Annotated in this window: 15 protein-coding genes; 6 read left to right on the forward strand and 9 right to left on the reverse strand. The window is 46.0% G+C overall.

Annotation, left to right across the window (positions count from 1 at the left end; genetic code table 11):
• Positions 1-44: 44 nt before the first annotated feature.
• A complete protein-coding gene (locus F9L33_RS10980) occupies positions 45-644 on the forward strand; it encodes a DUF1285 domain-containing protein (protein WP_152142829.1) in 600 nt (199 codons plus the stop codon).
• A 2-nt stretch (positions 645-646) separates the two neighbouring features.
• Here F9L33_RS10980 and F9L33_RS10985 read toward each other — a convergent pair whose 3' ends face one another.
• Entirely contained in the window at positions 647-973 is a 327-nt protein-coding gene (locus F9L33_RS10985) for a hypothetical protein (protein WP_152142830.1), read from the reverse strand.
• Positions 966-2,423: an NADP-dependent phosphogluconate dehydrogenase gene (gene gndA, locus F9L33_RS10990; RefSeq protein ID WP_226804095.1), complete on the reverse strand. Its 1,458-nt coding sequence runs from the start codon at positions 2,421-2,423 to the stop codon at positions 966-968. The genes F9L33_RS10985 and gndA overlap by 8 nt, the downstream gene beginning before the upstream one ends.
• Positions 2,424-2,583: 160 nt before the next feature.
• Between gndA and F9L33_RS10995 the strand changes: the two genes are divergently transcribed.
• The 3 genes from F9L33_RS10995 to F9L33_RS11005 are packed head-to-tail and all read left to right on the forward strand — an operon-like array spanning position 2,584 to position 5,773.
• Entirely contained in the window at positions 2,584-3,573 is a 990-nt protein-coding gene (locus F9L33_RS10995; RefSeq protein ID WP_152142946.1) for a membrane dipeptidase, read from the forward strand.
• Positions 3,570-5,267: a hypothetical protein gene (locus tag F9L33_RS11000; protein WP_226804097.1), complete on the forward strand. Its 1,698-nt coding sequence runs from the start codon at positions 3,570-3,572 to the stop codon at positions 5,265-5,267. The genes F9L33_RS10995 and F9L33_RS11000 overlap by 4 nt, the downstream gene beginning before the upstream one ends.
• The gene (locus tag F9L33_RS11005) at positions 5,267-5,773 is read left to right on the forward strand and encodes a DUF3726 domain-containing protein (protein ID WP_152142831.1); all 507 of its coding nucleotides are present in this window, start codon (positions 5,267-5,269) and stop codon (positions 5,771-5,773) included. Before F9L33_RS11000 ends, F9L33_RS11005 begins: the two co-directional genes overlap by 1 nt.
• A 2-nt stretch (positions 5,774-5,775) precedes the next feature.
• On the opposite strand, the gene F9L33_RS11010 is transcribed toward F9L33_RS11005, so the two are convergent.
• Positions 5,776-6,213 (reverse strand): Lrp/AsnC family transcriptional regulator, encoded by a 438-nt coding sequence (locus F9L33_RS11010; RefSeq protein ID WP_226804098.1) that lies wholly within the window; start codon positions 6,211-6,213, stop codon positions 5,776-5,778.
• Between the two features lie 107 nt (positions 6,214-6,320).
• On the opposite strand from F9L33_RS11010, the gene F9L33_RS11015 reads away from it, so the two are divergent.
• Positions 6,321-6,632: a cupin gene (locus F9L33_RS11015; RefSeq protein WP_152142832.1), complete on the forward strand. Its 312-nt coding sequence runs from the start codon at positions 6,321-6,323 to the stop codon at positions 6,630-6,632.
• On the opposite strand, the gene F9L33_RS11020 is transcribed toward F9L33_RS11015, so the two are convergent.
• The 3 genes from F9L33_RS11020 to polA all read right to left on the reverse strand — a co-directional run bounded on the left by F9L33_RS11020 (position 6,629) and on the right by polA (position 10,536).
• Complete coding sequence (locus tag F9L33_RS11020) at positions 6,629-7,036, reverse strand: universal stress protein (protein WP_193222026.1); 408 nt, start codon at positions 7,034-7,036, stop codon at positions 6,629-6,631. The genes F9L33_RS11015 and F9L33_RS11020 overlap by 4 nt on opposite strands.
• Positions 7,037-7,112: 76 nt before the next feature.
• The gene (locus F9L33_RS11025; protein ID WP_193222027.1) at positions 7,113-7,712 is read right to left on the reverse strand and encodes a metallophosphoesterase; all 600 of its coding nucleotides are present in this window, start codon (positions 7,710-7,712) and stop codon (positions 7,113-7,115) included.
• 1 nt (position 7,713) lies between these two features.
• Complete coding sequence (gene polA / locus F9L33_RS11030; protein WP_152142835.1) at positions 7,714-10,536, reverse strand: DNA polymerase I; 2,823 nt, start codon at positions 10,534-10,536, stop codon at positions 7,714-7,716.
• Positions 10,537-10,585: 49 nt separating this feature from the next.
• On the opposite strand from polA, the gene F9L33_RS11035 reads away from it, so the two are divergent.
• Complete coding sequence (locus F9L33_RS11035) at positions 10,586-11,086, forward strand: hypothetical protein (protein ID WP_152142836.1); 501 nt, start codon at positions 10,586-10,588, stop codon at positions 11,084-11,086.
• On the opposite strand, the gene F9L33_RS11040 is transcribed toward F9L33_RS11035, so the two are convergent.
• The 3 genes from F9L33_RS11040 to F9L33_RS11050 all read right to left on the reverse strand — a co-directional run bounded on the left by F9L33_RS11040 (position 11,080) and on the right by F9L33_RS11050 (position 13,303).
• Positions 11,080-11,256, reverse strand: a complete 177-nt coding sequence (locus F9L33_RS11040; RefSeq protein ID WP_152142837.1) for a zinc-finger domain-containing protein — start codon at positions 11,254-11,256, stop codon at positions 11,080-11,082. The genes F9L33_RS11035 and F9L33_RS11040 overlap by 7 nt on opposite strands.
• Positions 11,257-11,334: 78 nt before the next feature.
• A complete protein-coding gene (locus F9L33_RS11045; RefSeq protein ID WP_152142838.1) occupies positions 11,335-11,715 on the reverse strand; it encodes an HIT domain-containing protein in 381 nt (126 codons plus the stop codon).
• 13 nt (positions 11,716-11,728) lie between these two features.
• Positions 11,729-13,303: a DUF5928 domain-containing protein gene (locus F9L33_RS11050; protein WP_152142839.1), complete on the reverse strand. Its 1,575-nt coding sequence runs from the start codon at positions 13,301-13,303 to the stop codon at positions 11,729-11,731.
• Positions 13,304-13,433 lie beyond the last annotated feature (130 nt).

The following is a 13,433-nucleotide window of genomic DNA, read 5'->3' on the forward strand; positions in this document are numbered from 1 at the left end:
AATCTGTTACTACCTATTAAACGAAACTATTGCGCGCCTGACAAATGACAAATCAAAAAGATGACCAAAAAGTTATAAAACCAACGGCTGATAGCATTGCTCAGTCGGCTCAGGCTGTGTCGAAAAAGGGTCCACCCCCTGTTCATCTGTGGAATCCACCGTTTTGCGGTGATTTGGACATGCGCATCGCGCGTGATGGCACTTGGTTCTATATGGGCACCCCAATCGGCCGTATGCCGCTGGTGAAATTGTTTTCATCCATCATCCGCAAAGATGGCGATGACTATTTCTTAGTGACACCTGTGGAAAAAGTCGGAATCACAGTGGACGACGCCCCATTCCTTGGCATTGACTACGATGTTGACGGTTCAGGCAAAGATCAGGTGATTACATTCACCACACAAGTGGATGATACTGCCGTTGCAGGCCCCGAAAACCCAATTCGCGTTGTCCGTGACCCTGAAACAGGCGAACCGTCCCCATATGTTTTGATCCGAGCCAATCTTGAAGCCTTGATCGACCGCAAAAGTTTCTACCGCTTGGTGGATATCGGTGTGCATGAACAGCACGAAGGCGAACAATGGTTCGGCGTTTGGTCGTCGGGCATGTTCTTCCCGATTATTCCGTCGGCGGAATTAATGTAGATTTATTCATCCGTCACTATTTCAACAAAACCACTAGTGAAGGTTGATAATATTCGTTCTGCAATCATATCACGCTCACTTTGTGTAAGGGGTTGCCCATGCGGTCCTTCCCAGCAATCTTTTTCAGAAATCCAAATAACAGAAGGCTCACCAAGTTCGCCTTCAAGCTTAGTTAATCTATCTTTTTCGATATAACTAATAACGCTAAATCTGCCGCGTACAGAAATTGTCCAACCATTTTTTTCGATAGATGGCCACTTACGTTTTTTTTCATTGTTGCGCATAAATATTGGCATTACATATTTCAGAATATCTAAGAACTTAGCCATGCCAAGGGCCGTTAACCTTTTCACCTGGGTTATCGAGACGCTCAAACGTATGCGCACCGAAATAATCACGCAAACCTTGGATCATATTTGCCGTTGAACGGCCCGTGCGGCGCATATTGTGATAGTTTAATGCAGCGGCGAAGGCAGGGATCGCATGGCCATTGCCAAGGCCAAACGTAGCAACTGCTTGCAACGCAGGCGCATGGGTTTGCATATGTTTCTTGAACACAGGCGCCAAAATCAAATGGCGCTCATCCGTATTGTCGAACACATCTGAAATCTCATCCAAGAATACAGATCGAATAATGCAACCCGCGCGCCAGACGCGTGAAATCGCTGCCATGTCCAAATCCCATTCGAATTGATCCGACGCTTTTTGCAGCACTTCAAAACCTTGTGCATAGGAACAAATTTTTCCCGCTATCATGGCACTTTCAAGCGTCTTAATCGCTTCTGCTTTATCCACATCCGAAACAGGTTCTGGTGATGGGCCAAATGCCGCTTCCATTTCCAAACGTGTGTCTACATCCGCAGAAATATTGCGCGCTTCAACCGCAGCGGCCATCAAACTGGCAGGGGCACCCAAATGCAATGCTTCGATCACAGACCATCGGCCTGTACCTTTTTGCCCAGCTTTATCCAGAATGATATCCAGCATGGCTTTGCCAGTCTTTGGATCCTCAGCCAAAGCAACCTCTGCTGCGATTTCCATCAGGTAGGAATCAAGAGGCCCTTTGTTCCATTCCTTGAATACAACACCGATCTCTTTGGGCGTCATGCCAAAGCCATTGGCCATCAAACCGTAACTTTCGGCAATCAGCTGCATATCCGCATATTCAATACCGTTGTGCAGCATCTTGATAAAATGACCTGACCCGCCTGGACCAAACCAATCACAACAGGGATCATCGCCAAATTTTGCAGAGCTATCTTGCAATGGCGCCTTAACACGCGCCCAACTTTCTTTGGAACCACCCGCCATGATCGCAGGGCCATGACGCGCACCTTCGGCACCCCCTGAAATACCCATGCCTAAGAACATCAATCCTGTGTCTTCTAATTCGGCGACACGGCGTTCTGTGTCTGTATAGTTTGAATTGCCGAGATCAGCGATCAGATCACCCTTATCCAAGAGCGGCTTTAACATACCGATCACGCTGTCCAATGGGCCACCTGATGGTACTAAAACAAGGATAGAACGTGGTTTTGGTAAAGACTGAACGAAAACTTCAGCATCAGCACAGGCAATCAGTTCACCTGGTAAACCCTCTGATTTAGCTTCACCCACTGCTTCCGCCATTTTTTCAGAACTGCGATCCAATAAACTGACCGTATGGCCTTTTTCTGCCAAGTTCAGTGCAAATGCACCGCCCATAACGCCGATCCCGATCAATCCAATATGTGCCATTAAGTATCCGTCCCTTTTATCCTTTGGGCGTATCTTAGCCATGCCAGTGCGCTTGTCTATGGCTGCACGCCTGATCACTGAAAAGTGCATGGAACCCCATGTCGGGAATGAACGGTTACACTTCGCATATCACGTCATAAAATGTTTGACGCATCTCTTTTACGGCTCTACCGTTTCTTATGTTTTCACATCAGGTTCAAACATGACATCACAACGCCCATATCGCATCGACAATCTGCAATACGCAAAATGGTCTGAAAAAATCTTTCGCCAAATGCGTGAAGGCAATGTTGATGCTGTACATGTGACGATTGCTTATCATGAGAATTTTCGCGAAACCGTTTTGAACATGGAACAATGGAACCGTTGGTTTGAACAGTTCCCTGATCTGATCTTTCAAGGTCTCACTGGTGCTGACGTGCGTTTGGCGCGTGAAACCAACCGCACAGCGATTTTCTTTGGTTACCAAAATCCTTCTCCGATTGAAGATGATATTGGGCTTGTTGAAATCCATCACAAGCTTGGTGCTCGTTTTATGCAGCTGACCTATAACAACCAATCGCTTCTGGCCACAGGGTGTTATGAAGACGATGATACTGGCGTCACCCGTATGGGGCGTGAAGTGATTGCTGAAATGAACCGTGTTGGTTTGGTTGTGGATATGAGCCATTCTGCGGATAGGTCTACATTTGAGGCTATGGGGATTTCCAACCGACCAATTGCGATCACACATGCCAATCCTTCCAGTTGGCATCCCGCGCTACGCAATAAATCTGATGACCTATTAAAGGCTTTGGGGCAATCTGGCGGCATGTTGGGCTTTTCAGTCTACCCGCACCATTTGGATCAGAAATCTGATTGCACCTTGGACAATTTCTGCGGGATGATTGCCCGTACCGCTGATCTGATGGGTATTGATAACATCGGTATCGGCACCGATTTATGCCAAGATCAACCTGATAGTATTGTTGAATGGATGCGCACAGGGCGTTGGACAAAGAACATTGATTACGGTGAAGGATCGGCAAGTGATGCAGGTTTCCCGCCAATGCCAAGCTGGTTCAAAGACAACCGCGACTTTGGCAATATCGAAGAAGGGTTAAAAGCTGTTGGCCTGACAGACGAAGACGTTGGTAAGGTCATGGGCGAAAATTGGTTACGCTTTTATGATGAAAACTTTGGGCCGGCATGATGACAACAGACGCGCGCCCCAATAACTGGAAAGCCCCTTTGCGTGACCCAAACACGGTCATGCGGCTTTCGCAAATGGGATCGTTCCATCAATCCCGTCTTAGTTTCATGCGTGCTTTACTGCGCCGGCTACAATCCGAAGAATGGCAGTTCGAAGTCAAAGCGTTTCAAATTGACGACACTTGCGTCGGTCATGCCGTTTATTCCGCCATTGGCCCAACACATACATATTCACTGATCGCCTTTGCGCATGATCTACCCGATGACATGCGATCTGATCGCGTAATCGCAACCGCTTGGGATTGCACGTTCACTCTGTTTGATGGTGTTCCAACGGATGCAGATATCGAACGACTATCGCAAAATGTACCGTATCAAGAAGCTGGACGTATTTCGCCATCTGAACTCAGCTTAAGCCGTGCCAATCGTTCAAACCGTTTGTGGGGACATGTGGTCGATAGATTGGCAGATGGCCGGCAACCAGACCCAGAGTTGATCCGCTCTGTTGGGTATCTGATGCGTACAACCGCTGTTTATGGGAATGGCAAATTTGGTGCGGCTGACAGAACCAGTTTCATGCACCGCCCGATGATGGCTGATCCGTTTCGTGTAGAGTTACTGAGCGTTTATCTGACCCGCGCGTTTGTTATGGATTTGGTGGAACACGCTGCCCGCACCAAAGGCGGCGATAAAGCGATTACACTTGACCCAAACTTACGCCGCGAATTTGGCATCGGTAATTCCACTGGGTTAGGAATGGCGCCTTTCTTAACGTTCCACCCAGCACTATTAAACAATTGGATTGCGTCACGCGAAGAGGCTTTTTCTCTTGTAAGGTCTGTAGAAACAGCAAGTACATCTGAACGAACGACTTTTAAAAATTTCCTAAGCCGTGCGATTAAAAACGCAGATGATTGGCAATCTGAGCATCCACTGCAAATCGAAAAAATCACAGCACTTCGATCTGATTTATCTACATTGAATGCGCACGTTGAAAACGCAGACCTTTCCCAACCATACGCATGGGATGCACTTGCGACTTGGGCAGCGGATAACCTATCAACCGAAGGTCAAGAACAGCTGGTGAGCTTACTTCTAGAACCCTACCCTGATTTGGTTGATGACTTGGCCAATTGCATGAAAGCAGATGAAGCAGAAACCTTTGCGATAGATGGAACGAAAACCGTTTCAGATACACTCGGTTGCATATATGAAAACTACGCTTGGGCGCTTGATAATGATTATTCATGCCCCGACAGTCGTTCCCGCTTCTGGTACGTTTCCGAAGAAAAACTAGAACCACGATTAGGCGAACGTTTCGAAGAAGATGGTGGCGATCTGGAGCAACCTCATACCATAGCACAAGACATAGATAAGTTTTGTAAAGTACTAGAGTTGTGGCCATCATCTGCACTATTGGCAGATGTGTTAATGAAGCACCCAGAATATCGCCAAGTGGCACGTCGTGCACAACTTACACAGAAATTGCCCTACGCAGAAATACGCGACAATCAGATCAGTGCAAATATGCTGCCCATCGATATGTTACGCTGCAAACTATCCTTCTTTGGCGCTACAAAATTCGACCCACGCTCTGACCGTTGGTTGCGTATTTGCATGTATCAAAATGCACCTTTCCCAGATGAATTGGCAACAGCCCCATTCGATGACTGGGCCTATCCGAGTATCGATTGATGCCTTGTTATTCCTTAACCGAGATTGAAGCCCATTGCCGCAAAGCCGCACGGGGTGCAGGATATCATTGGGGCGAGGCTGATGAACTTGGCAAAGCGACAAGATGGCTTTGCGCGGTGGGTATAAACGGACCACTTTATGCATTGGATATGCTTGAACAAGTTGATGGTAAGTGTTCCGATTTACGCCCCACTTCTGCAATGTTCGATGGCAATCAAACCACAACAGTTTGCGGACTATCATTAGGCTGCACATTGGCAGATCGCGGTGGTGAACTTGGTGATATGCCCACCCTTATCATAGGCCCTATGATTGCATATGCTGTCGTTGGAAATGCAGTTAAAAATGCGGATTTAGAAACGCTCGCAAAACATCTAAAAATTGAAGTTGTAACTGGCGAACCTTACACGGATATCAACACAGAAACATGGGCAAGTTTGAATAAATTTGCGCATCGTACATACGTACCCTCGACAGAAGAAAGCCGCTTAAGAGGCGCTGGTTAATCCTAAAGATCGTTTAAAATCACCTGAGACTGAACTGCACCAATTCTTTGATCTTCTGCAATTTTGTCAACAAGCTGTGTAAGAGCTTTCGTAGAAGGCACTTTAACCCAAACCACAGCATCTACTGCACCAGCAAGGGAAAGAACTTTAATCACACCTTGCAACCCCTTAAGGCTTTTCAAAACAGGCAAACAAGGCCGTCCCAATATCTCTACAGAGATCAATGCCTCGATGTCTTCTTCTTGCACATTAAGCACAGCCGTATATCCCGCAATCACACCTGAGTATTCCAACTTAGCAATACGATCTTGAACAGCCGTGCGCGATAATCCCAATGTTTTACCCAAAGCCGTTGCTGATTGTCTGCTGTTTTCAGAAAGCAGCTCTAACAACCGCCTATTCGTCGGATCCAAGCTTTCTGCGTTTCGCAAGTTTTTCACGTATTTTTCCGTCGTTTCGAAGGCAGATAAACCGATCTGCGTATTTCCATGAGTACTACGAGATAGATATCATATCCTGACTTCAAACGAAACAGGCAGGCCACTAAATGAACGTTTTTCACCCCAAAGATTTCACTGGCAAACAAGCATGGGATGCATTGGACATAGAGCACATTCAAAATGCAACCATCCGCCTACATTGGACGGATCAACCCTATAAGTGGCACATCAATGATGGTCCAGAAGTGTTTGTCGTTCTTGATGGCATGGTCGATATGCACATCCGAAAAGATGGGATCGAATATATACACCGTTTAAATATCGGTGATATATTTCACGCGCAGTGTGGAGATGAGCATGTTGCCCATCCACAAGGAGCTGCGCGTGTATTAGTCATTGAAACCGAAGGCAGTGTTTAGCGAATAACATGCACAGAACACTGTGCATGGCGTACAACACGCGCCGCAGTGGAACCAATAAAGTAATCCATGTAATCAGGCTTGTGTGATCCGATGATAATACAGTCTGAATTTGTCAGCTTTGCGTGCTCCAAAATTGAACCTGAAGGCTTACCCGTCACAACCATGACTTCTGTGTTGCCATGCCCGTCTGCATCTTTTTGCAACTTGGCCACAGCCTCTGCTTTTTCTTTAATCAAATAATCATCCGGCATATGTGATTGCATATGCGCAGGAGCCGCTTCAATCGCAGACATCAAAATAATTTTTCCATCCTTTGCCCGCAATACTTCTGCCAATTCAAGTGCAGCAGCAACATGTCCAAGATGATCAGGTGCGATTGGAATAAGAATTTTTGAATACATAGTCATAGTCTCCCTTTTTTAGAGAAGGAGTATAACCAAGAAATCAGCCTTGTCTTGGGTTAAATTTTAATCGTGTTCAAACGTCGAACCAGTGCGCTGTTGGCCCCAAGTTAAATACCTGAGTTTCCCCAATCATGGCGGTTGTATTCCAAGCTTCATGAATATGCCCGCATAAGTTCAAAACAGGCTGTTTTAATTTTATTGTATCTCGAATAGCGGCGCTGCCTTCATGCGTTCCGTTTTCTTGTTGGTCACAATATCCTAATGGCGGGCTATGCGTGATCAACACTCCGGCAGCGGGGCAGGCCTGCAACATATCAGCAGCTTCATTTTCACTTAAAGATTGGTTCCACTCTGCGTCATTTCGATGTGGTATTTCATCACCTAAACCAAAAAAATCGACACCATTTATACTAAGCACTTCGCCATGGAGCATGTGCAAATTTTCAAATCGATTACATATCGCACGCAATACTTTTGTGTCATCATGATTTCCTGACACGATAATTACTGGTATTTTAGCCTTAGCTAAAATCAACATCGTATCATCTGTACCCAGCCCCTGTGTTGCAAAATCTCCTGCACCAATCAGAATGTCCGCATTGCCACTCTCTTGCATAATTTCATGCAAAGCTTTCGCATCTCGATGCAGATCACTGAATGCAAGAATTTTCAAATCAGTGCGCCTCGGCCCAATTCGCGCCTTGGCCTGCATCCACGATCAACGGAACATCTAATTTCACCAAAGGCATAGCGGCATTTTCCATCACATCACGTACAACGGAAATGGTCTCATCCACCGCATCTTTTGGCACTTCAAACAATAATTCATCATGCACTTGCAACAGCATCTTAGCAGGTAAATGCGCAATCGCATCTGGCATGCAGATCATAGCACGCCGGATCACATCTGCGGCTGTTCCTTGAATAGGTGCGTTGATAGCCGCACGTTTGGCAAAGCCTGCGTGTGGCCCCTTGGCGTTAATCTCCGCTGTGTGAATTTTACGACCAAACAATGTTTGCACATACCCATGTTCTTTTGCATAGGCGACCGTGTTATCCATATAGGTCCGAATACCAGGGAATTTCTCGAAATACGTATCAATAAACGCCTGTGCTTCTTTGCGTGGAATACGCAAATTACGCGCCAAACCAAACCCGCTGATCCCATAAATCACGCCAAAGTTAATCGCTTTGGCCTGACGACGGATCATCGGATCCATGCCTTCAATCGGCACATGGAACATCTCAGATGCCGTCATCGCGTGAATATCATGCCCATCCATAAATGCCTGTTTTAAACTATCAATCTTCGCAATATGCGCCAGAATGCGCAATTCGATTTGGCTGTAATCCAAAGCCACCAACGTATTGCCTTCTTCGGCTATAAAAGCTTCACGAATTTGGCGCCCAGCAGGCGTGCGGATAGGAATATTCTGTAAATTCGGATCGGTTGACGCCAAACGTCCTGTACTCGCTCCAGATATAACGTAAGATGTATGCACACGGCCTGTTTCAGCATTGATATGCCCCTGCAACGCATCCGTATAGGTGCTTTTCAACTTCGACATCCCACGCCAATCTAACACTTTGGCAGGCAAGGTATTCCCTTCAGCCGCTAAATCCTCAAGCACATCTACACCTGTGGAATAGGCTCCAGTCTTTCCTTTTTTACCGCCCTCAAGACCCAATTTATCAAACAAGATTTCACCAAGTTGTTTAGGTGAACCCACATTAAATTCTTGCCCTGCGAGTTCATGAATCTCAGCTTCCAAACCAGCCATCTGTTGAGCAAAGTTATTCGACATACGGGACAGATGATCACGGTCCACCTTAATCCCATTCATTTCCATATCTGCCAGAACAGGGATCAATGGGCGTTCTAGCCCCTCATAAACGCGCGTGACCTTTTCCATATGCAACTGCGGTTTAAACAGCTGCCACAACCGCAACGTGATATCCGCATCCTCAGCTGCATATTTCACAGCCTCATCAATCGGCACCATGTCAAAAGTGATCGCAGACTTACCGGTCCCCAAAAGCGTTTTGATAGAGATTGGCTTATGATCTAAATAGCGCTCTGACAATGCATCCATACCATGGTTATGCTTGCCGCCATTTTGCGCATAGGACAGCAACATCGTATCATCCACAGGCGCAATGGTAACACCATAGCGTTTCATCAGCTTGTAATCATACTTCATGTTTTGGCCGATTTTCATGATCGAAGGATCTTCTAAAACGGGCTTTAACATTTTCAAAGCTTCATCCAATGGCATCTGACCATCAGCCAGATCAGATCCCCCGAACAAATCCCCCTCACCCTCTTTATGGGTCAATGGAATATAACAAGCCTCGCCTGCGTCAACGCACAAACAAATACCAACCAGATCAACGATCATCTCGTTCAGGCCAGTGGTTTCCGTATCAAACGCCACATGTCCACGTTCTTTGATCTTATCAATCCAGACTTGCAATGCTGCTGCATCGCGCACGCATTCATATTTCTCGGGATCAATGGGGGCATGTGGGGCAACAGCCCCACCGTTTGTGGCGGGGGTCGATCCCCCGCCGGAAACGGGTTCTGGAATATTCGGGGCTTCCACACCTAATTTCGTAGCAATCCGTCCTGTCATCGAACGGAATTCCATTTCAGCCAAGAACCCTAACAAAACATCTGGTTCAGGGTCTTTGATCTCTAAATCCGCAAAATCCACATCCAGCGGCATGTCCGTCGCCAAAGTTACCAAATCACGGCTAATCCGAATTTGATCAGCTTTCTCGATCAAGGTTTCACGCCGTTTCGGTTGCTTAATCTCACCGGCACGCTCCAACAAAGTATCCAGATCACCGTATTCATTAATCAAAAGCGCCGCCGTTTTAATGCCAATCCCTGGGGCGCCAGGCACATTGTCCACACTATCCCCTGCAAGCGATTGCACATCAATCACACGGTCAGGGCCAACGCCAAACTTCTCTTCGACCTCATCCACGCCAATCCGTTTGTTCTTCATGGCGTCAAACATCTCGACACCACCACCCACCAATTGCATCAGGTCTTTATCAGATGAAATCACTGTCACACGTGCCCCTGCATCGCGTGCACGTACAGCCAAAGTCGCAATAATATCATCCGCCTCATAGCCTTCGGTTTCAATACAAGCCAAATTAAACGCCCGTGTCGCTTCACGCGTCAAAGGAAATTGCGGCACCAGATCTTCAGGCGCTGGTGGGCGGTTTGCTTTATACTCAGGATAAATATCAGAACGGAATGTTTTGCCCTTATGATCAAAGATCACGGCAACATGCGTAGGCGCATCAGAACCCTTCTGATCTTCCACCATTTTAAACAGCATATTGCAAAACCCACTGATCGCCCCAACAGGCAAACCATCAGATTTACGGGTCAGTGGTGGTAAGGCGTGATAGGCGCGAAAGATAAATCCAGAACCATCAATCAGATGTAAGTGATGACCTTGACCAATTGATTGACTTCCCACGATGAACGCTCCTTAATTGCCTTTCACAAATTCATACTTGGATTCCAGCTTGAAGACCACAACAGTTACAGCATTGCTTGCGATAATTTTCGCAATTGGCGCAGCCCTAATCTACACAACCACGCGTCCAGCACCCAAACCCCTGACATTAGCACAAGCCTGCGATGGGACATCCCAAACGGGTCATTGCGCCCCAATGGTGGGATGTATTGCAGGACAAGAGGCGACTTTCACAGGACGCACCAATGGGTATTTCAAGGGTGAAATCATTGGCATATTATCGAATGGCCTGCTTTGTTCAGGGGAATGGGCTGCAAACCCAACAAATTCTGGCGGTACAGGAACCGCTACATGTTCAGATGGCACAACGTTTTCAGTTGGCTTTCACAAATATGATCGCAGCGATTGGACACTTATTGGCAAAGGCACAACATCATTAGGCAAAACGGTTTATGCCATCACATCCGCACCAGCCTTTCGCAAAGACCACGTCCCTGTCACACAAATAAAAATGTTAGAAAAATGTCAGCGGTTGCTTACAGATCAGTGACCTACAGTAGCACCCTCTTTTAGCACAAATTTGCAATCACAATATGGGCATTCCACCCAGCCATGTTCACCTGGAATTTGCAACCAAACACGTGGATGGCCGCCTTCACCACCATCACAGGCAATGCGCATTTTATCTACTTCGATCACTTCAGGGGCTTCTTGTGCCATGGCTACTGTCTTTCATCGCTTAAGCTTTAGGTATATTTAGCCAGAACAAGCGTATGCTGCAATGGTTTACGGCGAACTTTAAGCCTTTTTAATCATCGGGCCCAAAGGACGCCCTGCCAAAATGTGAACATGCAGATGTGGCACATCTTGCACACCATTTCTGCCAGTGTTCGCAATCAAGCGAAAACCTTCGCCTTCATGACCAAGATCAACGCCCAGCATTTTACAAACTTCGCCAATCGCACGTGTGTAGCCGACGATCTCTGCATCCGATGCTTCAGATGCAAAATGATCATAGCTTACATAAGGTCCTTTTGGGATCACCAAAACATGATCTGGGGCTGCAGGGGCAATATCATGAAACGCCAACGCATGATCTGTTTCCAAAACTGTGCTGTTTGGAATTTCGCCACGCAAAATCTTGGCAAAGATATTTTCGGGGTCATATGAATAGGCCATAATTCAGGCTCTCCTAATCTGAAAATAAGTATGGGGTTTCAGCAATGTGGCGTGCTTTTTCTTCACCAATATCTAAAAACGCTGAGATTTGCATCATGTTATCCTCAGGGCTGTGCTTATCCGAAATCGAATAGAGATGTGGAAAATTACGGTCTCTGATACGATCACTTTCAAACGCCAAATCTTGGCGTACAGTTGGCACCAAACGTGCCAATGCATCCTCAGAACTGTTTTCATTCGCAATCCCAGATCGGATCGCATGCCCCCTAATATAATCATTTGTAAAGCTGCATGCAATTTCCATGGTTTTAATCGTGGCGCGGTCCCCATAAAAATCATCGAGTACATCAATATTACTTGGGTCCAAACATACGATCAAACGATCTGTGGCCATATCCTCATAAATCATTCGCACAAAAGACCGTCTATGGCGCGCACGTTTCTCAAGGGTTTTTTCAATACCACCAACGTTCGGTAAAGATGTACCTGCTTCATCAAACAAATAACCAACACCATTCACACCTAGATGTTCTTTGGCTGCATTCAAAAACCTCTTTGCTACATGCCATTTCTTACAAATGATTATGAGCAGTTCACGTTCGCGCCCAATACTGGCTTCTTTTTCCCAGAAACGTTGCGCATAACGGCGCCCATCCCGCCCTCGCTTAGTTAAATATCCATAAAGCTGGCGCCCCTCGCTGGTAATATTCAAATCCACATCTGGACCTGAATAAAGCTTACTCAATCGCTCTTTCAAATCCGTTGCATGCGTTGAAATTTTACGCGCGAATAAGTGTTCTTGTGACAGCAACAATTCATATTGATCATTAAAAAACGTAACAGGCATCCCATAATCCGAGAACATAAGAAACGTTAAAGTACGGGCTTCAATTTCCTCTTCTGGAACAAGATGGCAAACCAGTGTCTGGAAAAAAGTTTCGTCTGGAATCCATGTTGTCTTGAAAAAACTCATCACATCACGACGTTGCTTCGTAAATTGCAAAATAGCTTCAATCGTCTTACGTCGCAAACACCACCACTGCGAACCAATACGCATTTCGATATCATTTGGGACACTGCGTTTGATGCCCAACTTTTGTTGCAAGTTTAATGATGTATAAAACATCGTCTTTTGTTGCCGTTCATTAAACCAGTGACGGTAAATCAAGCGTTCTTCTTTCAACCCGACCTTAATCCAGTCGGATTCAAAGAAATCCTCGCATTCGACAAAATCAAAATTACGGTCTTCTAAAAATTTATGTGTATAGGTCGCTGGCTTAATAGCCATACAATCTCCAGACACCATGTAAAAATGGGTGGCGGAAGGAAACGCCTCTTCTGCAGCTTCAATCGCATTCAGCGATGCTTCGACCAAAGACCATTCGCCCCAGCCACACTTCAAACGTTTACCATAAGATACATTCGGATTGTCAGCCAACCCATCTTTAATTTTCTTAAAATCCGCCGCAGATGCACGTGCATCAAAATGAATCGAAATAAAATCGCCTGCCGCGGTTAGACCAATCGCCTGTCGGATAATCGATTCAGGATCCTTATGACAGAGCAAAATATACGCTATTTTTACCATATTAACTGCTTAACCTTTGCCTCAGGTTTCTTTCTATAGAATAGATGCGGCTCCGAAAACACTTTTTCTTGGCAATTTATCGCTATATAGGTACATCTAACATTGTAAAATGCTAATAAAAGCATCGTAA

Source organism: Amylibacter sp. SFDW26 (assembly GCF_009184395.1).
Taxonomy (GTDB): domain Bacteria; phylum Pseudomonadota; class Alphaproteobacteria; order Rhodobacterales; family Rhodobacteraceae; genus Amylibacter.